Genomic DNA, 22,556 nt, shown 5'->3' with positions numbered 1-22,556 from the left:
CAATGCGGCACCAGAGAGGCCCCGATGAGTGACAAACCCGCCACCCCCCTGCTTGATCAGGTCACCCGCCCTGCGGACCTGAAACGCCTGTCCGATGCCGAACTGACCCAAGTCGCGCGCGAGTTGCGGGCCGAGACGATCTCGGCCGTGTCGGAAACCGGCGGACACTTGGGCGCAGGGCTTGGCGTGGTGGAGCTGACCGTGGCGCTGCATGCGGTCTTTGACACCCCGCGCGACAAAATCATCTGGGACGTCAGCCACCAATGCTACCCGCATAAAATCCTCACCGAACGCCGCGACCGCATTCGCAGCCTGCGGATGAAGGACGGGCTGTCGGGCTTCACGAAACGCAGCGAATCCCCCTATGACCCCTTCGGCGCGGCGCATAGCTCGACCTCGATCTCGGCCGCGCTCGGCTTTGCCGTGGGCCGTGATCTGGGCGGCGTGATCCCCGAGGGCTTGGGCGATGCGATCGCCGTGATCGGCGACGGCGCGATGAGCGCGGGCATGGCCTATGAGGCGCTTAACAACGCGGGCGACCTGAAAAAACGGTTGATCGTCATCCTCAACGACAACGAGATGTCCATCGCCCCGCCCGTCGGCGCAATGTCGAGCTACCTCAGCCGCCTCTATGCCGAAGCGCCGTTTCAGGACTTCAAAGCCGCCGCCAAAGGCGCGGTGAGCCTGCTGCCCGAACCGTTCCGCGAAGGCGCCAAACGCGCCAAGGATATGCTCAAGGGCATGGCCGTCGGCGGCACCCTGTTCGAGAACCTCGGCTTTTCCTACCTCGGCCCGATCAACGGGCATGACATGGACCAGTTGCTGCCCGTGCTGCGCACCGTTCATCAACGCGCGACGGGGCCGATCCTGATCCATATCCAGACGCAAAAGGGCAAGGGCTATGGCCCTGCCGAAGCCGCGCGTGATCGGGGCCATGCCACGGCAAAGTTCAACGTGGTGACCGGCGAGCAAAAGAAAGCCCCCTCCAACGCGCCGAGCTATACCCGCGTTTTCGCCGACAGCCTGCTGGCCGAGGCTGCTGCGGATGACAAGATCTGTGCCGTGACCGCAGCGATGCCCGACGGCACCGGGCTTGATCTTTTTGCCGAACGCTACCCCAGCCGCTGTTTCGACGTAGGTATCGCCGAACAGCATGGCGTGACCTTTTGCGCGGGGCTTGCGGCGGCGGGGATGAAGCCCTTCTGCGCCATGTATTCAACATTCTTGCAGCGCGGCTACGATCAGGTCGTGCATGACGTCGCGATCCAGCGCCTGCCGGTGCGTTTCGCCATCGACCGCGCCGGGCTGGTGGGGGCTGATGGGCCGACCCACGCGGGCGCATTCGACGTGGCCTTCCTTGCCAACCTGCCGGGTTTCGTGGTGATGGCCGCCGCAGACGAGGCCGAGTTGCGCCATATGGTCGCCACCGCCGCCGCCCATGACGAAGGCCCCATCGCCTTCCGCTATCCGCGCGGCGAGGGGCGCGGGGTCGAGATGCCAGAGCGCGGCACGCCACTGGAAATCGGCAAGGGCCGGATGATCCGGGAAGGCAGCAAGGTTGCGCTCTTGTCCTTTGGCACGCGGCTCGAAGAAGTTGAGAAAGCCGCAGAGCAGCTTGCGGCCAAGGGCATCACCCCCACCATCGCCGATGCGCGTTTTGCCAAGCCGCTGGACCGCGACATGATCCTGAAACTGGCCGCAGACCACGAAGCGCTCATCACCATCGAAGAGGGTGCCGTGGGCGGCTTTGGCAGCCATGTGGCGCAACTGCTGGCGGATGAGGCTGTTTTTGATAAGGGGCTAAAATTCCGCTCCATGGTGCTGCCCGATACTTTCATTGATCAGGCCAGCCCGGCGGATATGTATGCGGTGGCCGGGATGAACGCGGAACAGATCATCGCCAAAGTGCTTGAGGTGCTCGGTATCGGCGATCTGGACGCGCAGCGCGCCTAGCTGCTGGCGGCGGTCAACACCAGCAGGGCGCCCGCGCTCAGCGTGATCGCCACGCAGAGATAGCCCAAAAGCACGAACAGCCCGTCGCGAGTGAAAAGGCCGAAAACCAGTAACGCCACGGTGCCAGCGCCGAGCGACGACATCATCGGCAAGACCTCCATAAAGGGCCAGCCGAGCGGGATGATCGTGACCACGACAAGCGTGATGAAACGCATCGGACCGGTGGTGAGGAACTGAAGACGCGGCTTGCAGCGCCCGTCGACAAAGGCGCAGGGACGACGCAAAAAGCGCACGCAGCCGCTTAACCGATGGCCCGCCACTTCGCGCCGCAGCAAAAACTGCGGCATCCAAAGCCTGCGCCGCCCGGTAACGGCCTGCACCGCCAAAAGGATGATCGTCACCGCCGCTAGGGTCGAGACGCCGGGGATTCCCGACAGGGGCGAGACCAGCAGCAAGGCGACAATCAGGATCAGCGGTGTGATGGAACGGTCGCCGATCTCATGCAGCACATCGTTGATCGACACCGTCTCCTTCTCTGCCGCGCGCTCCATACTGTCGAGCAGATAGGCCAACGTGTGTTCGTCTTGACGCATTCGGTGCCTCGGGCGGTGCCACGGGTTCAGTCATCCGCCCCCAGCAGCGCGGCCAGACCCGAGCGATAATCATGGTAGATCGGTTGCCAGCCCAACGCCGCCTTGGCGTGATCGTTCCGGACCTTCTTGCTCTCCGCATAAAAGCTGCGGGCCATGGGGGTCATCTCGGCCTCGTCGAAGTTCACCGCCGGGGGTAACGGCAGGCCCAAAAGCGCGGCGGCATGGCCGATCACATCTTGGGGCGGAGCGGGGTCGTCGTCGCACAGGTTGTAGATCGCCCCCGGCTGCGGTTTTGCCAACGACAATTCCAGCGCTTGAGCGATATCCTCCACATGGATCCGCGAAAAGACTTGGCCCTGCTTGATGATGCGCCGCGCCGTGCCCTTGCGCACCTTGGCAAATGGCCCGCGTCCGGGGCCGTAGATGCCCGCCAGCCGAAAGATATGTAGCGGCAGATCGGGGATCGCGCCCCATGCCGCCTCGGCCTGCACCCGCGCCGCGCCGCGTCGGGTAGAGGGGGCAAGCGGCGTGGTCTCATCCACCCAATCGCCGCCGTGGTCGCCGTAGACGCCAGTGGTCGACAGATAGCCCACCCACCGCAGATGCGGGGCGGCGGCGGTGATCTGATCCTGCAACTCCAGCAGGACCGGATCGCCCTCCGGCCCCGGCCCGGCAGAGACCAGCAAGTTCGGCACCTCTTGCAAAAGCGCGCTCAGATCGTCGCCGGGCCAGAGCATCGGCTCCACCCCCGTCGCGGCAATCTCTTTAAGCTTTTCGGGGCTGCGCGTGGTGCCGATGATGCGCCAGCCCTGCGGGATCAACCGGGCGGCCAATGCGCGTGCGCTATAGCCATGCCCAAGGGAAAGAAGCGTTTTATCCATCTCGCCAAATTGGCCCGCGCGGGCTGCGATCACAAGCGCCAAGCAGGGATTTTAATCTTTCAGAAGGTCGATCGCCATATAGCCGAATTGCGGCCCGGCCCATTGCCGCGAACGGCGGAGTTTGCCGGTGCCGACCTCGGCCCAATAGTCATTGCTGAAGGTCGTTGCGCCATAAACGCAGTCCTCACGAAAATGACGCACGGACAGGCGACGGTCCACGATCTGGATCGTTTCCGGACCCAGATGGGTCACGTCGCAGGCAAAGGGCACCGTCTGTGCAGTGCCATCCAGCCGCGCCAGCGTGATCAGCCTTTCGCCGCCGCCGCCCTGCCCGTCCAGCGCCGCAATCACCGTTTGCGCTTGGGCCGAGCGCATATCGCCACCAAGCCCCTTGGTGCCGACCAGCACGCCTTCGCGCAGGACGATCTGAGCCTGATCCGTGGATTGCCAGACCTCAACCATCCCCGGCGTGCCATCAGACCGCCGAGCGACACGTTTCAGAAAGTCCTGCAGCCCGGTGTTTTCCGGCACCACCTGCATGACCGCGCCGGGCGTCTGATCCAGCAGCGTGCGGGTCACTGTCACCCGCCCCTTGGCTGGCGCATCGGGCCCGGTGCGGTCTTTGAGAATGCTAAACAACGTGCTGCCCGCGCTGAGCAGCGGGCTGCGTTCCTCTTCGCGCCCTCCGCCCGCACAGGCGCTCAAGGTAAGGCTGGCGATCAACAAAAGACCGGTTGCAAAATGCTTCATTCCCAGACCCTCGACCATTGATCTTCCAGTGAATTGCGATGGCCACTGCGCACCTGTTCATAAAGCCGGCCCGGCACCTGAAGCCGCGCCCCGCCATCCCGCTGGATCGGTCGGATCGTGGTAGACAAGCTGCGTTTGTCCGGCTCGCCCAAGAACCAACCGATGGGGATCGTCAGGTTGATGCCCTTGTCAAAAGACCCCTCGCCAAACTCTTCGGCCGAGACATCCGTGATGGTGAAAAAGCCGCCGACCTTCCAGCCGTTGGTAAATTCGCGCGTCAGGGTCACGGTCGCACCGACATCACCGGCCAGATAGCGGCCCACGTCCAATTGACCATGATAGCCGCCGCCAAAGGCGTAATAGGCTGAGACATGGCCCGTCGCCACGCTGTAATCGAGAAAGCCCAGAGCACCGTCATAATCGCGCTGCTTCACGTAATTCGCCTCAACCCCAAGAGCGAGATTGCTGTTGACAGGCTTCCACAGCAATTCGGCCGAGACGCCCCCGAACATCCGTTCAAGATAGCCTGCTGTGACCCGCGCATAGAGGTCATTGCCGGGCTTCCATTGCTTGCTCACATAGGCATTGTCGATGATCGTCTCGCCTTCGCGGGCATAGCGCGGCCCCTCGGTGCGGACGGTCGGAAGCCTTGAATTGCTCGGCGTCGTTTTATCGCCCACTGAGCCAAAAAGACGGTGCTTCAGACCGCCTGCGACGGTCCAGCCCGGCGCGGGGCGATAGCTGGCCGTGACCTCCACGCCGCCATCCAGGCGAACCGGCTCTTCCGGGTCGAAATAGCTGGGCGACAGATAGGGGCCGATGGACCAGGCGAAATCCGGGTAGAGGTCGTCATTTTCCATCGCGCCGGGCAGCCGGGGAGTGGCCTCACCGATGCCCGCCACCGCCAGCAGCGCGTCGGCGGCCTGCGGGTCAAACTCCAAAGCCTCAAGGTCAGAGCGGCGCAGGGTCACGGCGGATTGCGCCAATCCCTCTTCGACCAAGACGATGCGGAAGGTCTCAACCGAGGCGGGCAGCACCCAAGCCAGCGCGCGCGCACCACGCCCCACAGCAACCGCCGGGGCCTGATACCGGTCATTGCGCAACCGCAACTCGGCCTTGGCGGAATCAAGCGTCAGCGCCACGAGGGAAAGACCGCTGGCATCTAGCACCTCTTTCACCTGATCGCGCAGGCTGCGCTGCTGGTTGGTGCTGGCGGTCCATTGCGTATCCCAAGCCGCCGGAGAGGTCGCGCGGCTGGGGCGTACCTTGAGCGGCGCGACCGGGGTAATCTTGACCGGCGTCAGCGGCTTGCGGGGGTTCAACTGGTATTGCAGGTTCACCCCGATCTCGGACCCATAGAGATAATAGGCCCCCAACCGCAGCCCGTCGGAATATTGGTATTCGGTGCCGAAGTTGAACTGCGATTTACGGGTAAAGATCTCGCGCGAGCCGTCTTCGGTCTCATAGGCGTCGGAACTGTATTCCGCCTTGAGGGTCCAACGGTCATTCACCGCCCACTCTACCCCGGCGAAGGGCGCAGCCGACCCGCGAAACCATTGATCAAACGAAGGTTTGCCCCCCGTGCTGCCCCCGACAAAAGAGCCGCGGTTGCCACCAAAGGGCGCACCGATGCTGCCGTAGCTGCCCAGACGCCCCCAGCCCAGACCACCGGTCACCTTGACGCGCCCGGGCAGCAGCGTGTTGTCGAAAGTCTTGGTCGCGACGACATATTCGCCCGCGTAGATCCCAGTGCCTGCGAAATCCTGCAAACCTACGGTGATCGCAGGCCAGAAAGCGCCTTCCTTTTTCAGCATATAGCGCAGGTCAAAGCTTCGGTCGCGATAGGTATCGAAATTGCCGGGAACGACATCGGTCCAATCCCGAATTCCAACGTAGCGAAAGCTGGCCGACAGGCGTGGTGTGGCCTGAAAGGTCAAGGTGGTGCGCGTCATGCCTGCAAAGTTTGAGACCCCGATGGCAAGCTGCCCATCCGGCAGTGCATGGGCGGTTGGCATATCGACCAGCCCCGGCGAGCCGTAAAAGTTGAGCGAAGGACGCTCGGGGGTTTCAAAGATGTCGTAAGTCGGATCAGCCAGCGCAACACCGGGCAGCGCCACCCCCGCCAAGAGCATCGACACCAGCGGCCCACGGTTCAGCCTACGCATTCCTAATTTCGTCCGCTGATCCACAAAGCGCCCCTTACCTGCGATATTGTTGGCTAGATTTGGCACGGACAGCCCCTGCAAATCAATCTCTGTCCCGCCACCGTTTTGCCGCGCGCCGCGACCGCGGCAATATCGCGACATGTGACGGTCCGGTCAGGAGGATTTTCTCAGCGCCTCGGGCGGGGCGAAGCCTTCGACCCAGCGGTAGACAACCTGACGGGCCAGATCTTCGTCATTGGCAACAAGTGCTTCGCGCAAGTCCCGCAGGACCGAGGCGATTTCCAGTTCGTTCAATCCGTTTTCCCGCGCGGAATAGATCTTGGGATGCGCCGTGTTGATGAGCAAACCGCTCAGCGTTAACTCCTCTGTCATCTTCTCGCCGGGGCGCAGGCCGGTGATCTCGATCTCGATATCGCCATCGGGGTTGTCTTCGTCCCGGACGGTGTATCCGGCCGTTTCAATCACTTGCCGCGCAAGTTTCAAGATGGGCACGGGCTTGCCCATGTCCAGAACGAAGACCTCGCCCCCTTGGGCCAGCGATCCAGCCTGCAAGACCAGACGCACGGCCTCTTCCACCGTCATAAAGTAGCGCGCCACGCCCCGATCCGTCACCGTCAACGGGCCGCCGCGGCTAACCTGTTCTTGAAACAGCGGCACGACAGACCCGGACGACCCCAACACATTGCCAAAACGGACCATCGAAAAGATAACACCACCCTCGCCGCCATATTTGCGCGCCATATCCTGAATGACGAGTTCGGCAAGCCGCTTGGACCCACCCATGATATTTGTGGGGCGAACAGCCTTGTCGGTCGATACCAGAATGAAACGCTCCACGCCTGCGCGGGCGGCCTGCTCGGCCAGCGCCTGTGTGCCCAAAACATTGTTCACCAGCCCCGAAAGCGGGTTCGCCTCGACCAGCGGGACATGCTTATAGGCGGCGGCATGAAGGATCACATTGACCCCGTGCTGCGACAGCACTTTGCGCAGCTGCCGGGTATCCGTGACCGTACCCAGGACCGAGACGATTTCGATGTCGCTGCCCTCGGCCAACTGCCGGATCTCCATGTCGGCGTTGTAGAGGGCCAGTTCGCTCAGTTCGAAGAGCACCAGTTTGGTGGGCCGGCAAAGCAGAACCTGACGGCAAAGCTCCGACCCGATGGAGCCGCCCGCACCTGAGACGAAAACTACCTTACCGGCATAGCTCTCTCCGCCTTCGTTGATCAAAGGGGTGATTTCATCGCGGTTCAGGAACCGACGCGGAGAAACGGGGGAAAGCTTGTCGACCAAAGCCTCTTCCCCGATCAATTGCGCGAAGGACGGAAGGGTTTGCACCTCCAGACCCAGCTTCTCCAGCCGTCGGGCGATCTGCGCCTGCTTTGGGGTGCTTAGCGAGGGCACGGCCAGCAACACGCGGTCGATCTGTTTCTCGACGACAAGTTCAGCAATGCCGCGCGAGGAATAGACCGGCAGTTTTGAGACGTTGAGCCCTTGCAGCGCAATGTTATCATCGACAAAGGCAATAGGCTCAATCGTTTCATGGCCGCGCAGCGCCGAGACCAGCTGTGTCCCCGTGGTGCCCGCGCCATAAATCAGGACACGGCAGCGCGCGTCGCCGGTACGGTAGATTTGCAGCACGATATGCAACAAGATTACCCGCGACAGCACCACCAGAGAGAAAAAGATCGCCCCGAACATGATATGCACGCCCAGCGGGAAATCCAGCCCCAGAAGGGACGCGCCCAGCAGGGATACGCCCGCCAGGGTGGTCCCCAAAATAGCGGTGCTACCGACCGCTGCGGTCTCATAGGCGTTCAATTGTGTGCTACAGACCCCCAAGCGGATCGATACGAGCACACCAACAATCAGGGTAAGAGGTAATACCGGGGCATAGTTGGCGAGTGTTTCGAGAAGATGCTCAGGCAGCCCGCGCACAGCCAAGGCGGCAATCGTGGAGACAACGATTAAAAGGGAGTCGAGCGCCAACATGATCACGCGCTTTTGCCGTTTGGTCAGCGACTTGATGATGCTCAGCATGCGCCGTCTCCTGTCTACGTGTATATTAGCGACCGCGATGCGCCCGAAACGTATTAGTAGCTCTCTTTCGTCCATGGAGCTCTTTCTGAGCACCAGCAAGCGTAAAAACAGTAGATAGCGCTCAATGTGTCATCAATCGAATCTGGATTCGCTTAAATTTTCAGCAAACAATGCCACGATTTTGTAAAAAACACCAATTTTTAACTATTTGCCCCCGGTCACGCCGCGGGCCACCGCCACCTTCATCTGCGTCTAAAAAGGTTGCTGATAGTTTGAAACACCAAATCGAAGTCGTAACATGTGCTTTGATGGCGCTGATAAATCAGATCTAGTTGGGCTTTGCGCGGGACGCAGATACGACAATAGACACGGTCGGTCTCTTCCGGGGTCTCGCAGCGCGACAGCAGCCGTTCTTCATGTTTGTGAAACCGGATCGTGGCCAACCCGGTCACGCCGGGCCGGGATTTCAGAACCTCGGCATAGACCTCGGGAAAACGCTCCACATATTCGCGCAGCGGCGGACGCGGGCCGACAAAGCTTAGATCGCCGCGCAGGATATTCCAAAGCTGGGGAAACTCATCCAAGCGCCGCGCCCTGAGCCATGCGCCAGTGGGGGTGATCCGCGCGGCTTTGTTGCCGCCCGATACGCCCTGATCCTTCTCTGCCACGGTCATCGTACGCAGTTTCCAAAGGTTGAAACTCTGCTCAGGCGTTTTCATCCGCTCGGCCACATGAAAAAGCGGCCGCCCCTCTTTCAGCAGCAACCAGACCAGCAACCCCAGCAGGATCGGCCCCAAGATGATGACAAGCAGGCTGGCGAAGAACAGATCGAAGATGCGCTTGCGCCACGTCATTGAAGGGTCTTCATCGTTTGTTCATATCCTGCTGCCATTCACGTACCATACCGGCGGGCGTTTGAGTTTCTGGCGTGAAATCGACGTGGCATTCAAGCGCATTCGTATCCAGCCGCACCTCAGGAATGGCGGTGGCCGGAGCCGGTTTGGGCTGCCACGCCAGCCCCGCCGCATCGAGCAGCGCCCCCATTTGCACCGCGCCGGGGGCCGCGATATTCAAAACGGGCGGCAGGTCGTCCACATGGCAGAGCGTGCAGAGCACCCGCGCCAAGGTCACCGGCCCGATATAGCTGCGGCTAGGCGTGGCGCCATCGGGGAAGCGATCAATCTGCATTGCCGGTTGCCAGCCGCCAAGGATCGCATCCGCGCCGACCACATTGCCGATCCGCAGCGCGGTGACGGCAGTCTTGCCTCCCGCTTCTCGCACCGCCTGTTCCATCGCCAGCTTCTGCCTGCCGTACTCCGAAAGCGGAGCGCAGGGCATATCCTCTCGCAGGGGACCGTCTTGCGCGCCATAGACCGCTGCCGAAGAGGCGACAAAAAACCGAGGGACCGCCGCCGCCTCTGCCAGTTTCAGCGCGGCGAGGGCGAGGGTGACGTTATCCTCCAGCGCTGCGCCGCAGGCCCCCGCCCGGGCCGGGGTCACCCCGGCCAAAGCGATCACCGCCCGCGCCCCACGCGCGGTGGATATCGCCGCATCACTTGGCCCCTCTCCCGCTGCTGGCAGATCGAAATTGTAAAATCCGGGTCGAGGCTGCCGCGACTGGCTGCGCAGAGCCTGCGGTTCAGGCCAATGACGGCGCAGCATGCTGCCCAAACGCCCCGTCGCGCCCAACAAGAGAACCCCGTCAAAATCCGCCGGGCCGCTTGAAACCGCGCTGTCTTTTGTAGTCATTGACGCCATAGGTTCAGCCTCTATCCTGAGGGGCTAGAATTTCGGATGGGGGCCGGGTTTACAACATCCTTTGCAAGCCGCCAATTAACACTGCATACAGGCACAAGTACCCCGGTTTACCGGTGAAACACCAGAAAGCGACTGCGCATCTCATGAAGCACCTGAGCAAACTGTTCCTCTTGGCCCTGATGACCTTCTCGCTGGCGGCATGCAGCAACCTTCCACGTGGTGCAGCCATCCAAAAAGAGGTCACAGAGGAAGCGGCCGCGCCGGATGCCGATATCGCCGTTTATCCCGTCACCCGTGCCTTTCTGCCCAGTGTTGCTCAGTGGCCCCGCACCGGCGAAAGACGCCATGGCTGGATCGGTGCCAGCCGAGGGTCGAGCGCCCAAGTCATCCGCCCCGGTGATCGGCTGGACATTCTGGTTTGGGACAGCAGCGACAACTCGCTGCTGACTTCACCAAGCCAACAGGTTGCCACCCTGTCCGGCATTCGCGTTTCGGAGAGCGGGACGATTTTCATGCCCTATATCGGCAAGGTTCAGGTCTCGGGCCGGACCCCGGATTCAGCGCGGCAATTGCTTCAGCGTCGGCTTGAGACGATCGTGCCCTCGGCACAGGTGCAACTGGCCATGACCGAAGGGCGCAGCAACTCCGTCGATCTGGTGAGCGGCGTGAGCAGCCCCGGCAACATCCTGATGCCCGACAATAACTTTACCGTGCTGGCGGCGATCTCGGCTGGTGGCGGGGTGCAAAGCGGCATCGAAAACCCGCAGGTCAAACTGCTGCGCGGCCCAAACATCTATACCACGTCGATCGACCGGCTTTACGAAAACCCCAGCCTTGATACCCGGCTGATCGGGGGCGACAAACTGATCATCGAGGATGACCGCCGTTACTTCCTGTCGCTGGGTGCCGCCGGAAGGGAGGCACAGTTTCCCTTCAACCGCGATGAGGTCTCTGCTCTGGATGCGCTGGCGATCATCGGTGGGGTAAACGAATCCCGCGCCGACCCCGAGGGCATTTTGATCCTGCGCGAATACCCCGCCAGCGCGGTCAGCGCCGGGGTGCGCGGCCCGCGCCGCACGCGGGTGGTGTTCACACTGGATTTGACCACATCTGACGGGCTGTTCTCGGCGCGGAATTTCCACATTCAATCCGGCGATCTGGTGCTTGCAACCGAAAGCCCACTGTCGGACACGCGCACCATTCTGGGCCTCGTCGGATCGGTCTTTGGGCTGGTGAACACCGCTGGAAACCTTGGCAACTGATCCTCGCTAGCTTATCCGTTTGCTGTCGGGCACCAATGCGTTGATCCGCGCGAGGTGTTCGGGCAGGCAGCGGGTAAGGAAATCGTAATGCTCAACCACATGCGCCCGCGCCGCCGGGCCGAGATGGGCGTGATCCTGCGGATTGGCAAGCACCTCCACCACCTGCGCCGCCAGCGCATCGGGGTCAAAGAAATCCACCAGCAGCCCGGTCTTGCCATGGCTCACCGCCTCGCGCACCGGGGCCACATCAGAGGCCACGATCGTGGCTTGCATCGACATGGCTTCGAGCAGTGACCAAGACAGCACAAAGGGCATCGTCAGATAGATGTGACAGCGGCTGATCTGCACAAGCTTCTTGAAATCGGGGTATGGCACTTTGCCGACGAAATGCACCCGCTCCCAATCGACCTTGCCCTGCAGTTCTGCCGCCATCTCTCCGCGCAACCCGCCGGGATGGTCGCTTTGCTTGCCGTAGGACACCTCATTGCCGCCGACGATCACCACCCGCGCAGCGGGCCGCTCGGCCAAGATACGCGGCAGAGCGCGCATCATCGTGTGAAAGCCCCGCGTCTTTTCCAGATTGCGCGCGACATAGGTAATGATCTCATCCTTGCGCGTCACGGGCTCTGCCAAACGCCCCAACCGCAGGCTGACATCCGGGTCGGGCAATAGCTGATCGGTACGGATGCCATCGTGGCAGACGTAAAGCTTGCGGTGAAAGCTTTCGGGGAAACGGTCGCGCTGCCAATGGGTCGGACAGTGGCCCAGATCGACGGTCTCGATATTGGCCAGCGGCACGATATTGCGCGCATGGTTGAGGTAAGGCGCATGGGTCGAAATTTTCTCGGCTGGATCAAAGCCGACCATCCCACCGGTCATGTTATAATAATACTCGAAATAGCCGATGATCGGAACATCGGGCCAAAGCTCTTTGAAAAAGCTTAACTCCCCCCAACCGACGTGGCCGATGATGATGTCGGGGCGAAAGCCCTCTTGCGTTTCGATCTGCCGGGCCGCGCTGACGGCCCCGAAACCATTGCCCGAGGCTTCTTCCCAAACGCGCGAGAGCCCATAGGCTTTGTCATCGGGCCGATGATGGGGGCGGTAGACCCGGGTTTCGACGCCGGGCAGATTTGGGGCGTTCTGACGCTGGGTCAGAAAATAAATCCGATGCCCGCCCGCCTGCGCCAGCCATTGCACCAACTCCCGGTATTGGCCGGGCATGTTCTGGTGCACAAAGAGAAAATTCATTTGATGGTTCCGTGAATGCCTTGAGCCCCAGTTAGCCGCATGCGGCGCGCGCTGGCAACATCCCGCGCCCTTTCATATCGCGGGCCCGCTTGAACCTCCCCCGGCCCTATGGCACCTTTGGACATGACAGATAAAACGTTCCCCACTTGGCCCGATGTGGCCGCACAATTGGTCGAGGTCGCAGCCGGGCGGCGCGCGGCCGATACGATCATCACCGGCGGCATTTGGGTGAATGTGCACACCCGCGAATGCCTGCCCGATCACGACATCGCCATCGCCGCCGGGCGCATCGCCTTTGTCGGGCCGGATGCCAGCCACTGCCGCGGCGATGATACCCGCATTATTGAGGCCAATGGCCGCTATATGGTCCCCGGTCTTTGCGACGGGCATATGCATATTGAATTGACCATGCTCACCCCGGCGGAGTTCGCCCGCGCCGTGATCCCGCATGGCACGACATCGGCCTTCACCGACCCGCATGAGATCGCCAATGTGCTGGGGCTGAACGGCGTGCGCATGATGCATGACGAAGCGCTGATGCAGCCGATTAACATCTTCACTCAAATGCCCTCCTGCGCGCCTTCGGCTCCGGGGCTGGAGACCACGGGTTTTGAGATCACCGCCGAAGACGTGACCGAAGCAATGGCATGGCCCGGCATCGTGGGCTTGGGCGAGATGATGAACTTCCCCGGTGTCAGCAACGCCGACCCGCAGATGCTGGCCGAAATTGCAGCGACCCAGCGGGCGGGCAAGACCGTGGGCGGGCATTACGCTTCTCCCGACCTCGGCCCCGCCTTTGCCGCCTATGTGGCGGGCGGTCCGGCGGATGACCACGAAGGCACCTGCGAAGCCGACGCCGTGGCGCGGATGCGGCAGGGCATGCGCTCAATGATCCGGCTCGGCTCGGCGTGGTATGACGTGAAGACGCAGATCACCGCGATCACCGAAAAAGGGCTCGATCCGCGCAACATGATCCTGTGCACCGATGACAGCCACTCGGGTACCATCACCAACGAAGGGCATATGAACCGGGTGGTGCGTCATGCCATCGACTGCGGCTGCGATCCGTTAATTGCCTTGCAAATGGCGACGATCAACACCGCGACGCATTTCGGGTTGGAGCGGGAGATCGGCTCGCTCACGCCGGGCCGCCGAGCTGATGTGATCCTGACCTCGGATCTTGCGAGCTTCCCGGTAGAGACGGTGATCGCACGCGGCGACGTGGTGGCGGAAGATGGCAAATGCCTTGTCGATTGCCCGCATTTCGACTGGCCTAACAATGCTCGCCAGACCGTAAACATGGCCCGAGACCTGAGCGCCGATGACTTCGACATCGCCGCACCCGAAGGCGCGAACGCAGTCACCGCCAATGTCATCGGCGTGGTCGAAAACCAAGCGCCCACACGCGCGCTGAAGTTTGAACTGCCCGTGACCGAAGGCCGCGTGCAGGGCACTGGCGAGGTTTGCCAGATCGCACTGGTCGAACGCCACCGCGCCACCGGGACGGTGACCAACGCTTTCGTCTCGGGATTCGGCTATGAGGGGCGCATGGCCATGGCCTCGACCGTGGCGCATGACAGCCACCACATGATCGTCGTGGGCACCGATACCGAGCAGATGGCGCTGGCCGCCAACCGGCTGCGCGAAGTCGGCGGGGGCATCACGATCTTCCGCGAGGGCGAGGAGCTGGCGCTTGTCGCCCTGCCCATCGCCGGGTTGATGTCTGACCGCCCCGCCGCTGAAGTCGCCGCCGATGCCGAAGCCCTTGTGCAGGCGATGATCGACTGTGGCTGCAAGCTGAACAACGCCTATATGCAGCATTCTCTTTTGGCCCTTGTGGTGATCCCTGAGTTGCGGATCTCGGACCTCGGGCTGGTCGATGTGCAGAAATTTGAAATCATCCCATTGTTAGAGCCGCAAACATGACAACGATCCTGACCCCGGACACCCCGAACCCGGAAAGCTTCCGCGATGCGACAGCTGCGGTGGACCGCCTGACCGAACTTTATCAGCAGGCCACGACCTTCCTGCATGATGCCTTTGCCAAGGCGATGGAGACTTCGGCCCCCGATGCCCGCGTGCGTGCCTTTTATCCCGAACTGCGGTTTCGCACCTCGTCTTATGCCCATGTCGATACGCGCCTGTCCTTCGGCCATGTCTCTTCTCCCGGCACCTTCGCCGCGACGATCACCCGGCCTGATCTCTTTCGGAACTATCTGATCCAGCAGATCGGCCTGCTGATTGAAAATCACGACCAGCCAGTGATCGTTGGCCCGTCGACCACACCGATTCCGGTACATTTCGCCATGTCGGGTGATAATGCGCTGAACGTGCCCCAAGAAGGGGCCGCCGATTTCACCCTGCGCGATGTCTTTGACGTGCCGGACCTGTCGACCACCAATGATGATATCGTCAACGGGACCTACGTGCCTGAGGACGACGTGCGCCCGCTCGCGCCCTTTACCGCGCAGCGCGTCGATTACTCCCTCGCCCGGCTGGCGCATTACACGGCCACGGATCCCGAGCATTTCCAGACCCATGTGCTGTTCACCAACTACCAGTTCTATGTGACCGAGTTTGAGCAATACGCCCGCGAGATGCTGCGCGACCCCGAGAGCGGCTATACCGCCTTTGTCTCGACCGGCAATGCCGAGATCACCGATCCCGATGCCCCCTTGGCAGAGACGCTGAAGACCCCGCAAATGCCGACCTATCACCTGAAACGCGCCGACGGTTCGGGCATCACACTGGTCAATATCGGCGTGGGGCCGTCCAACGCTAAAACGGCGACGGACCACATCGCCGTGCTGCGCCCCCATGCTTGGCTGATGGTCGGCCACTGTGCCGGGCTGCGCAATACGCAGGCTCTGGGCGACTTCGTATTGGCGCATGGCTACCTGCGCGAGGATCACGTTCTGGATGACGACCTGCCGGTCTGGGTGCCGATCCCGGCGTTGGCCGAGATCCAGATCGCGTTGGAGCAGTCGGTGGCGCAGGTCACGCAATTGGAGGGCTATGAGCTCAAACGCATCATGCGCACCGGCACCGTCGCCACCATCGACAACCGCAACTGGGAACTGCGCGACCAATCCGGCCCGGTGCAACGGCTGAGCCAGTCCCGTGCCGTGGCGCTGGATATGGAAAGCGCGACCATCGCCGCCAACGGCTATCGCTTCCGGGTGCCCTATGGCACGCTGCTGTGTGTGTCGGACAAACCGCTGCATGGTGAATTGAAACTGCCCGGCATGGCCTCGGACTTCTACAAGACCCAAGTCGCGCGCCATCTGATGATCGGCATTCGCGCCATGGAGCTGCTGCGCCGCATGCCGCTGGAGCGGATCCACAGCCGGAAACTTCGATCCTTCGACGAAACGGCGTTCCTATAGGGGCTAAAACAGCGGAAAATCGCATGTTTTCACGTTTAGAGCGCCACAATTCGTTGTGTTATCCCACAACATACCGTTACATTCCGGCCATGAGGCCCTAAAAAGCGGGCAGTCTAAGGAGAATAAAATGGCAAAACCGATGACCAAGACCCAGCTCGTTGCTGCCCTGGCAGAAGAGATGGACACCGACAAGAAATCCGCAGGCGCAGCGCTCGACGCCGTTTGCAACCTGATCACCCGTGAAGTGTCCGCCGGCGGTGCCGTGACCCTGCCGGGCGTTGGCAAAATCTATTGCCGTGAGCGCCCCGAGCGGATGGTCCGCAACCCCGCCACGGGCGAGCAGTTCAAGAAAGACGCCGACAAAGTGGTCAAGATGACCATCGCGAAGGCGCTGAAGGACAGCGTGAACGAGTAAGCCTTGGGCTGAATGTTTGCGAAAGGGTCGCCTTCGGGCGGCCCTTTTTCGTTTGGGAGGAGGAAGGTGCGCGCCAGTACACAGATTAGCGATCTCGCGTTTTCCCGTTTGAGGTTTGCATTTCGCAGGGCCATCGCCTGCCCGCGGGTCGGCGATCCAACAGACGCTCCATGCACTTTATGGTTCAGCCATAATGTGCGCTTTCAATGTCGTGTCCAGCCTCGCCAAATCGCCAACCCGGTCGCACCAGCGGTGCGCCCGAACTACCACGGCACGCCTCTGGCGTGGCGGGCGGGCAGGCGATGGCCCGGCGCCTGCGGCTTGATTCCGGGCCGGGTGGCATACTTACCAGTTTTCCGCACCTTGCCCTCCCCCTTCAAACCCGCCATTGCTTAGCAAGTTCAGCACAGGGGGCATTTCATGGACATCCGCGCAATTCTCATGGGTCTGGCCTTTGCCGTGATGTGGTCCTCGGCCTTCACCTCTGCCCGTATCATCGTGATGGATGCCTCGCCCCTACTGGCTCTCTCTCTGCGCTACCTGATTTCCGGCCTCATCGGCGTGGGCATCGCGCTGGCCCTGGGGCAAAGCTGGCGGCTCACCCCCGCGCAGTGGCGGGCGACGATCATCTTCGGCGTACTGCAAAACGCGGTCTATCTCGGCCTGAACTTCATCGCCATGCAGACCATTGAGGCCTCCCTCGCCGCGATCATCGCCTCCACCATGCCGCTTCTCGTGGGCTTCGCCGCTTGGGCGTTCTTGGGCGAGAAACTGCGCCCTCTAGGCATCGCGGGACTGTTTGCCGGTGTCATTGGCGTCGCCATCATCATGGGCGCGCGCCTCGGCGGGCAAGTCGACCTCTATGGTCTCATCCTTTGCGCCATCGGCGTGGTGGCCCTCACCGCAGCCACCCTGTTGGTGCGCGGCGCGACCTCGGGCGGCAACTTCCTCATGGTCGTCGGCTTGCAAATGCTTGTCGGCTGCGTGGCCCTCTCCATCGCCACCCTGCTGTTTGAGACACCCCGCATCGACCCCAGCCTGCGCCTGACGCTCGCCTTCGCCTATACCTGCCTTGTCCCCGGCCTTGCCGCCACCGTGGTATGGTTCTGGCTCGTGAACCGCATCGGCGCCACGCGGGCGGCGACCTTCCACTTTCTCAACCCGTTCTTCGGCGTGGCCATCGCGGCCCTGCTGCTGGGCGAAACGCTGGGTCCGCGCGACATCCTTGGTGTCGCCATCATCGCAGGCGGCATCCTTGCCGTGCAGGTCTCGCGGCAACGCAAGGCGTAACGCCAGTGTGAGCCGCAAACCCTTTGAATTTCACCGCCACACACCATCTAATAGGCCAAGCCCATGAATGGAGGACCCCATGCCCCAATACGAGAAAACCAACGCCGCGATTGATGCGCTGAGCCCCGAAGAATTCCACGTCACGCAGCGCAGCGGCACCGAACGCCCCGGCACCGGCAAATACCTGAACAACAAAGAGCCGGGCATCTACGTCGACATCGTTTCGGGCGAGCCTTTGTTCGCCAGCGGTGACAAATACGAAAGCGGCTGTGGCTGGCCCAGCTTTACCAAACCGATCGTGCCTGCCTATGTCGAAGAGTTGGAAGACGCCTCGCTCGGCATGGTCCGCACCGAGGTGCGCAGCAAACACGGCGACAGCCACCTTGGCCACGTCTTTCCCGACGGCCCACCGGATCGCGGCGGGCTGCGCTATTGCATCAACTCCGCCTCTTTGCGCTTCGTCCACCGTGACGACATGGAGGCCGAAGGCTATGGCGAGTATCTCAACCAAGTGGAGAATGTGACATGACAACCGAACGCGCAGTATTGGCCGGTGGCTGTTTCTGGGGGATGCAAGATCTGATCCGCCGCCGCCCCGGTGTGGTCTCGACCCGCGTCGGCTATACCGGCGGCGATGTGCCCAATGCGACCTATCGCAACCACGGCACCCATGCTGAGGGGATCGAGATCAACTTCGACCCCGAGAAGACCTCCTACCGTGAGCTGCTGGAGTTCTTCTTTCAGATCCACGACCCCACCACGATGAACCGTCAGGGCAATGACCGCGGGATGAGCTACCGTTCCGCGATCTACTATGTCGACGATGAACAAAAAGCGGTCGCCGAAGATACCATCGCCGATGTCGAAGCCTCTGGCCTGTGGCCGGGCAAAGTCGTGACCGAGATCGAACCCGTTGGCGATTTCTGGGAAGCAGAGCCAGAGCATCAGGACTATCTGGAACGTCTGCCCAATGGCTACACCTGCCATTTCCCGCGCGCCGATTGGGTGCTGCCCAAACGCGCAGCGGCTGAGTAACGATGCTGCCCCCGGCACCGCGCCGGGGGTTAGCCCGCCGCCACGCGCGGCCGCCCCGAGGCTTCGACGGTAAGCGCGGCCTCGACAAACACCTCCCGCCCCTCAATCTCCGCCATACGAATATCGCGCGTCACGTGGCACTCGATCTGTGCGGCCCCGGCTGACTGGGCCCGCCCGCGGGCGGTTTCGGTCAAAGCAGTCTCTGCTTCGGCCAAAGCGCGTTCGGCATTCGGGAAATCCTGTGGGCCATTGGCCAGATGAACGCGAAACACCCCTTCGTGCGGGACGGTGACGGTGCCGCTTTCACGCATGATCACCCGGCCCACCACCGCACCGATGGCATTGGCGACATGGGCGTGGTCGGGCAGGATCATCTCGCTGCCCAGTCTCTTTCCTACCGCCGGGTAGTAGGTCGCCGCCGAAGCGCCCAAGCCCACGACAGGCAAGTTCAGACCCGCATCAATCCGCAGCACGCCGCGATGCCCCGACAGGCCACGCTGCATCAAAACATGCCGTGCCAAGATCTCGGGCGGCAGGTCAAAGGCGGGGGATTCTTCGGCAAAAGCAGTCTCTAACAGGGCCAAAGCAGTCTGACCGGTCAGCTGGTCGATGATGATTTTGGCCAGACTCTCGGGCTCGGGGCAGAACCGCAGCCCCGAGCCGCCGCGCTTGCGCCCGAACAACGCCAACGCCTTGTGGGCAGCCGCGCGGTCCCATGCCGAAAGATGCCTGGTCACATGGCTTGCATCGCTGGGCGTAACCCCCGCCACCTGCACCAGCCCTCGCGCCACCAGCCGGGCCAAAGCGCCCTGTTCGACCCGGTTCCGCAGCACGTCGCCCAAGGGCCAGACATCGGTGCCGATCCGCTCCAGCAGTGCCAAGTCGCGCGGGACCAGACCTTCGACCTCCTGACCCGGCACGGCCCGCACAAAACGGCCATCATGCTCCCCCACGACACTCCGCCGCAGTTGGGCGTCCAAGGCTCTATGCACCACCTCGCCCGCCTCCACCGCAAGGAGAGAGACCGGCAGCAGCCGCTTCGGCCCTAGGGTCACGCCCGCGGTCAGACCTTGGGACGTGAAATGCACTTCGCTGTCACCGCCCAAGCCATGGGTCCGCATCGCCACCGCCTCGACCATGGTTCGATAGGGACCAACCTGCGCACCCGCCGGATCAATCGCCGGGCGACCGTCGCGCAACAGCGCTACATCGGTCGTCGTCCCGCCGATATCCGACACCAGCGCCGTCTCTGCCCCGGTCAACCAGCGCGCGCCCACGAGCGACGCAGCAGGGCCGCTAAGGATCGTCTCGATCGGGCGCTCGCGGGCCTGCGCGCTCGACATCAAGGCACCGTCGCCGCGCACCACCATCATCGGGCCGCTGATGCCCAAGCTGCGCAACTGATCCTCGGCCCGGCCAATCAGCCGATCGATCATGCCAATCAGCCGCGCGTTCAGCAAAGCCGTCAGCGCCCGCTTCGGCCCGTTCAGCTTGGCTGAAAGACTGTGAGACGCCGACACCGGACGCCCCGAGACCTCTGCCACCAGTTCCGCGACCCGCTGCTCATGGGCCGGATTGCGCGTGGCGAATTGGCTGGCCACGGCAAAGCCGCTTACATCGGCCCTATGCGTCTCTAAAAAGGCGATTAGGGCTGGCTCGTCCAGCGGCGCAACCTCGGCCCCCGCATGGTCGTGCCCACCAGTCAGCAGCAGGCAAGGGTCACCCCGCAGCGCCTCTGACAGCCCATGCGCTTCAAGATCAGGAGCGCGAAATCCGACATAGATCAGCGCCACGCGCCCGCCCTGCCCTTCGACCAGCGCGTTGGTCGCCAGCGTGGTGGAGAGCGAAGCCATGGCGATCTGATCCGCCGCCACGCCGGACTGCGTCAGCACCGCGCTGACCGCATTGCCCACGCCAACAGCCAGATCGGCGCGGGTCGTCAGCGCCTTGGCCGAAGCGATCACCTCTAACTCATCGCGGATCAGCACCGCGTCGGTATAGGTGCCGCCCGTGTCCACACCCAATAACACCGCCATGGGCGTGCCTCCTATGCCAACAGCTCTGCCGCCCAACGCGCGGCATCGGCCACGGTGGGGTCAGCATCTTCGGTCAGAGATTGCGCCACCGGGCGCAGCCGCGCCAGCCCGGAATTGCCGATGGCATAGAGCACGTTGCGCACAAAGCGATCCCGCCCGATCCGTTTGATCGGAGAGCCGGAATAGCGCGCGCGGAACGCGGTATCATCCAGCGCCGCCAACTCTGCCAAATCCGCCGGCTGCACAGCGGGGCCGTGATAGCGCATATCACTGGCCGCCACGGCGAATTTGTTCCACGGGCAAGCGGCAAGGCAATCGTCGCAGCCATAGATCCGGTTGCCCATCTTCTCACGTAGGTCCAGATCGACCGGCCCTTTGTGTTCGATCGTCAGATAGGAAATGCAACGCCGCGCGTCGAGTTGATAGGGCGCGGGGAAGGCATCTGTCGGGCAAGCCTCAAGGCAGGCGCGGCATGACCCGCAGTGATCCACCTCTCGCGCATCAGGGGCCAGATCAAGCGTGGTAAAAACAGACCCTAAAAAGGCCCAATTGCCGAACTGCCGGCTCAGCAGGTTGGTATGCTTGCCCTGCCAACCGAGCCCCGCCGCCTGCGCCAGCGCCTTTTCCGGCACCGGGGCGGTATCGACGAAAACCTTCACCTCAGGGTCAGCCGCGCGGGCCTCCTCCATCAGCCAACGCGCCAGCCGTTTCAGCCGTTTCTTGACGATATCGTGGTAGTCACGCCCCTGCGCATAGACTGAGATCGCCCCCTTGTCGGGATGCTCCAACACCGCGCGGGGGTCATGGTCGGGGGTGTAGCTTTCGGCCAGCATGATGACCGACCGCGCCTCGGGCCAGAGTGCTGCGGGATTGCCGCGCCAATGCATCCGCTCTTCCATCCAGCCCATCTGCCCGTGAAACCCCGCCTCGACAAAGCGGGCGAGCCTTTCGGGCATTTCGGGCACGTCTTCGGGGCGGCAAATACGGCAGGCGACAAAGCCTTCCTCAAGCGCCCGAGCCACCACCCGCGCCTTGAGGGCCTCCGGCCCGGGTTCGGCACGGGGGGCGGGAGGCATCAGAAGTCGAGGTTGTTGTAATGCACCGGCGGCGGGAAGCCCGGCAACTGGTCGGCGAGGATCGACCGAAAGGCGGGACGCGATTTGATCTTGGCGTACCAGTCCTTAACCACGTCAGAGCGGTTCCAATCCACGTCCGAGATATAGTCGAGCGACGACAGATGCGCGGCGGCGGCGAAATCGGCCAGCGTCATCACGTCACCTGCCAGCCAGCGGCGGTGATCCAGCAGCCAAGCCATATAGTCGAGGTGATATTTGATCGCCTTGGCCCCGGCCTTCACGTTCTTGCTGTCCGGGTAGCCCTGTTTGGTGACCTTCTTGTTGACCCGCTCGTACAGCAGTTTCGAGGTCACCTCGTCGTGGAATTTGTCGTCGAACCAGCTGACCAGACGGCGCACTTCCAAGCGCTGCACCGGGTCGCTGGGCAGCAATGACGCCTCTGGACGGGTCTCTTCGATATACTCACAGATCGCGGCGCTTTCCGCCATCATGATCCCGTCAAGCCGCAGCACAGGCACCTTGCCCGCCGGATTGCGGCGCAGGAAATCGGGGTCTTGCTCCCAATAGCGCTCCTCGACCAGTTCCACCTCGATCTTCTTCTCCCCAAGGCTAAGCCGCACCTTGCGACAGAAGGGGGACAAGGGAACGTGAAACAAGCGAGCCGTCAT

Annotated in this window: 19 protein-coding genes; 8 read left to right on the top strand and 11 right to left on the bottom strand. The window is 62.4% G+C overall.

Annotated features, from left to right (window positions below):
• Positions 1-24: 24 nt before the first annotated feature.
• Complete coding sequence (gene dxs / locus R1T45_RS06510) at positions 25-1,953, top strand: 1-deoxy-D-xylulose-5-phosphate synthase (protein ID WP_317390439.1); 1,929 nt, start codon at positions 25-27, stop codon at positions 1,951-1,953.
• Here dxs and R1T45_RS06505 read toward each other — a convergent pair.
• From R1T45_RS06505 to R1T45_RS06475, 7 genes are all read right to left on the bottom strand, one after another.
• Complete coding sequence (locus R1T45_RS06505) at positions 1,950-2,546, bottom strand: exopolysaccharide biosynthesis protein (protein ID WP_120349917.1); 597 nt, start codon at positions 2,544-2,546, stop codon at positions 1,950-1,952. The genes dxs and R1T45_RS06505 overlap by 4 nt on opposite strands.
• 26 nt (positions 2,547-2,572) lie before the next feature.
• Positions 2,573-3,427, bottom strand: a complete 855-nt coding sequence (locus R1T45_RS06500) for an SDR family oxidoreductase (RefSeq protein ID WP_317391044.1) — start codon at positions 3,425-3,427, stop codon at positions 2,573-2,575.
• A gap of 51 nt (positions 3,428-3,478) precedes the next feature.
• Positions 3,479-4,177: a YjbF family lipoprotein gene (locus R1T45_RS06495; protein ID WP_165935540.1), complete on the bottom strand. Its 699-nt coding sequence runs from the start codon at positions 4,175-4,177 to the stop codon at positions 3,479-3,481.
• Positions 4,174-6,342 (bottom strand): YjbH domain-containing protein, encoded by a 2,169-nt coding sequence (locus tag R1T45_RS06490; RefSeq protein ID WP_317390438.1) that lies wholly within the window; start codon positions 6,340-6,342, stop codon positions 4,174-4,176. The genes R1T45_RS06495 and R1T45_RS06490 overlap by 4 nt, the downstream gene beginning before the upstream one ends.
• A gap of 153 nt (positions 6,343-6,495) precedes the next feature.
• On the bottom strand, positions 6,496-8,379 hold the full coding sequence (locus tag R1T45_RS06485) for a polysaccharide biosynthesis protein (RefSeq protein ID WP_067628587.1): 1,884 nt from the start codon (positions 8,377-8,379) through the stop codon (positions 6,496-6,498).
• A 242-nt stretch (positions 8,380-8,621) separates the two neighbouring features.
• Positions 8,622-9,233 carry a sugar transferase gene (locus R1T45_RS06480; RefSeq protein ID WP_067942490.1) on the bottom strand — a complete coding sequence of 204 codons (612 nt, stop codon included), beginning with the start codon at positions 9,231-9,233 and terminating at the stop codon, positions 8,622-8,624.
• 10 nt (positions 9,234-9,243) lie between these two features.
• The gene (locus R1T45_RS06475) at positions 9,244-10,128 is read right to left on the bottom strand and encodes an NAD(P)-dependent oxidoreductase (RefSeq protein ID WP_317390437.1); all 885 of its coding nucleotides are present in this window, start codon (positions 10,126-10,128) and stop codon (positions 9,244-9,246) included.
• A 152-nt stretch (positions 10,129-10,280) separates the two neighbouring features.
• Between R1T45_RS06475 and R1T45_RS06470 the strand changes: the two genes are divergently transcribed.
• On the top strand, positions 10,281-11,399 hold the full coding sequence (locus tag R1T45_RS06470; RefSeq protein ID WP_120349913.1) for a polysaccharide biosynthesis/export family protein: 1,119 nt from the start codon (positions 10,281-10,283) through the stop codon (positions 11,397-11,399).
• 6 nt (positions 11,400-11,405) lie between these two features.
• On the opposite strand, the gene R1T45_RS06465 is transcribed toward R1T45_RS06470, so the two are convergent.
• Positions 11,406-12,650 carry a glycosyltransferase family 4 protein gene (locus R1T45_RS06465; RefSeq protein ID WP_317390436.1) on the bottom strand — a complete coding sequence of 415 codons (1,245 nt, stop codon included), beginning with the start codon at positions 12,648-12,650 and terminating at the stop codon, positions 11,406-11,408.
• A 123-nt stretch (positions 12,651-12,773) separates the two neighbouring features.
• On the opposite strand from R1T45_RS06465, the gene ade reads away from it, so the two are divergent.
• From ade to msrA, 6 genes are all read left to right on the top strand, one after another.
• Positions 12,774-14,576: an adenine deaminase gene (gene ade / locus R1T45_RS06460; protein ID WP_317390435.1), complete on the top strand. Its 1,803-nt coding sequence runs from the start codon at positions 12,774-12,776 to the stop codon at positions 14,574-14,576.
• Positions 14,573-16,036: an AMP nucleosidase gene (locus tag R1T45_RS06455; RefSeq protein ID WP_067624625.1), complete on the top strand. Its 1,464-nt coding sequence runs from the start codon at positions 14,573-14,575 to the stop codon at positions 16,034-16,036. The genes ade and R1T45_RS06455 overlap by 4 nt, the downstream gene beginning before the upstream one ends.
• 127 nt (positions 16,037-16,163) lie before the next feature.
• Positions 16,164-16,451 carry an HU family DNA-binding protein gene (locus tag R1T45_RS06450; RefSeq protein ID WP_007118569.1) on the top strand — a complete coding sequence of 96 codons (288 nt, stop codon included), beginning with the start codon at positions 16,164-16,166 and terminating at the stop codon, positions 16,449-16,451.
• 420 nt (positions 16,452-16,871) lie between these two features.
• Positions 16,872-17,741 carry a DMT family transporter gene (locus R1T45_RS06445; RefSeq protein ID WP_120349910.1) on the top strand — a complete coding sequence of 290 codons (870 nt, stop codon included), beginning with the start codon at positions 16,872-16,874 and terminating at the stop codon, positions 17,739-17,741.
• A 79-nt stretch (positions 17,742-17,820) separates the two neighbouring features.
• Positions 17,821-18,270, top strand: a complete 450-nt coding sequence (gene msrB, locus R1T45_RS06440) for a peptide-methionine (R)-S-oxide reductase MsrB (protein ID WP_067624619.1) — start codon at positions 17,821-17,823, stop codon at positions 18,268-18,270.
• The gene (gene msrA / locus R1T45_RS06435) at positions 18,267-18,776 is read left to right on the top strand and encodes a peptide-methionine (S)-S-oxide reductase MsrA (protein ID WP_067942613.1); all 510 of its coding nucleotides are present in this window, start codon (positions 18,267-18,269) and stop codon (positions 18,774-18,776) included. The genes msrB and msrA overlap by 4 nt, the downstream gene beginning before the upstream one ends.
• A gap of 29 nt (positions 18,777-18,805) precedes the next feature.
• On the opposite strand, the gene R1T45_RS06430 is transcribed toward msrA, so the two are convergent.
• From R1T45_RS06430 to R1T45_RS06420, 3 genes are read right to left on the bottom strand one after another with little or no spacing between them, the layout of a single operon-like run.
• Complete coding sequence (locus tag R1T45_RS06430) at positions 18,806-20,812, bottom strand: hydantoinase/oxoprolinase family protein (protein WP_317390434.1); 2,007 nt, start codon at positions 20,810-20,812, stop codon at positions 18,806-18,808.
• 11 nt (positions 20,813-20,823) lie between these two features.
• Positions 20,824-21,888, bottom strand: a complete 1,065-nt coding sequence (gene queG, locus R1T45_RS06425; RefSeq protein WP_317390433.1) for a tRNA epoxyqueuosine(34) reductase QueG — start codon at positions 21,886-21,888, stop codon at positions 20,824-20,826.
• Positions 21,888-22,556, bottom strand: coding sequence for a glutathione S-transferase family protein (locus R1T45_RS06420; protein ID WP_067624607.1), 669 nt, complete (start codon positions 22,554-22,556; stop codon positions 21,888-21,890). The genes queG and R1T45_RS06420 overlap by 1 nt, the downstream gene beginning before the upstream one ends.

The sequence above is a fragment of the Sulfitobacter sp. LC.270.F.C4 genome, assembly GCF_032922545.1.
Classification (GTDB): domain Bacteria; phylum Pseudomonadota; class Alphaproteobacteria; order Rhodobacterales; family Rhodobacteraceae; genus Sulfitobacter; species Sulfitobacter profundi.
Note: the sequence above shows the minus strand (reverse complement) of the source record. Positions and strands in the feature narration are given on the sequence as shown.

Excerpts from the sequence above, each read along its gene's own strand:
- R1T45_RS06455 (WP_067624625.1), top strand. The coding sequence starts at position 14,573 with ATGACAACGATCCTGACCCCGGACACCCCGAACCCGGAAAGCTTCCGC.
- R1T45_RS06445 (WP_120349910.1), top strand. The coding sequence starts at position 16,872 with ATGGACATCCGCGCAATTCTCATGGGTCTGGCCTTTGCCGTGATGTGG.
- dxs (WP_317390439.1), top strand. The coding sequence starts at position 25 with ATGAGTGACAAACCCGCCACCCCCCTGCTTGATCAGGTCACCCGCCCT.
- R1T45_RS06430 (WP_317390434.1), bottom strand. The coding sequence starts at position 20,812 with ATGGCGGTGTTATTGGGTGTGGACACGGGCGGCACCTATACCGACGCG.
- ade (WP_317390435.1), top strand. The coding sequence starts at position 12,774 with ATGACAGATAAAACGTTCCCCACTTGGCCCGATGTGGCCGCACAATTG.
- msrB (WP_067624619.1), top strand. The coding sequence starts at position 17,821 with ATGCCCCAATACGAGAAAACCAACGCCGCGATTGATGCGCTGAGCCCC.
- R1T45_RS06480 (WP_067942490.1), bottom strand. The coding sequence starts at position 9,233 with ATGACGTGGCGCAAGCGCATCTTCGATCTGTTCTTCGCCAGCCTGCTT.
- R1T45_RS06420 (WP_067624607.1), bottom strand. The coding sequence starts at position 22,556 with ATGACGGCTCGCTTGTTTCACGTTCCCTTGTCCCCCTTCTGTCGCAAG.
- R1T45_RS06505 (WP_120349917.1), bottom strand. The coding sequence starts at position 2,546 with ATGCGTCAAGACGAACACACGTTGGCCTATCTGCTCGACAGTATGGAG.
- R1T45_RS06490 (WP_317390438.1), bottom strand. The coding sequence starts at position 6,342 with ATGCGTAGGCTGAACCGTGGGCCGCTGGTGTCGATGCTCTTGGCGGGG.
- R1T45_RS06475 (WP_317390437.1), bottom strand. The coding sequence starts at position 10,128 with ATGACTACAAAAGACAGCGCGGTTTCAAGCGGCCCGGCGGATTTTGAC.
- queG (WP_317390433.1), bottom strand. The coding sequence starts at position 21,888 with ATGCCTCCCGCCCCCCGTGCCGAACCCGGGCCGGAGGCCCTCAAGGCG.
- R1T45_RS06495 (WP_165935540.1), bottom strand. The coding sequence starts at position 4,177 with ATGAAGCATTTTGCAACCGGTCTTTTGTTGATCGCCAGCCTTACCTTG.
- R1T45_RS06500 (WP_317391044.1), bottom strand. The coding sequence starts at position 3,427 with ATGGATAAAACGCTTCTTTCCCTTGGGCATGGCTATAGCGCACGCGCA.
- R1T45_RS06465 (WP_317390436.1), bottom strand. The coding sequence starts at position 12,650 with ATGAATTTTCTCTTTGTGCACCAGAACATGCCCGGCCAATACCGGGAG.
- R1T45_RS06470 (WP_120349913.1), top strand. The coding sequence starts at position 10,281 with ATGAAGCACCTGAGCAAACTGTTCCTCTTGGCCCTGATGACCTTCTCG.
- R1T45_RS06485 (WP_067628587.1), bottom strand. The coding sequence starts at position 8,379 with ATGCTGAGCATCATCAAGTCGCTGACCAAACGGCAAAAGCGCGTGATC.
- msrA (WP_067942613.1), top strand. The coding sequence starts at position 18,267 with ATGACAACCGAACGCGCAGTATTGGCCGGTGGCTGTTTCTGGGGGATG.
- R1T45_RS06450 (WP_007118569.1), top strand. The coding sequence starts at position 16,164 with ATGGCAAAACCGATGACCAAGACCCAGCTCGTTGCTGCCCTGGCAGAA.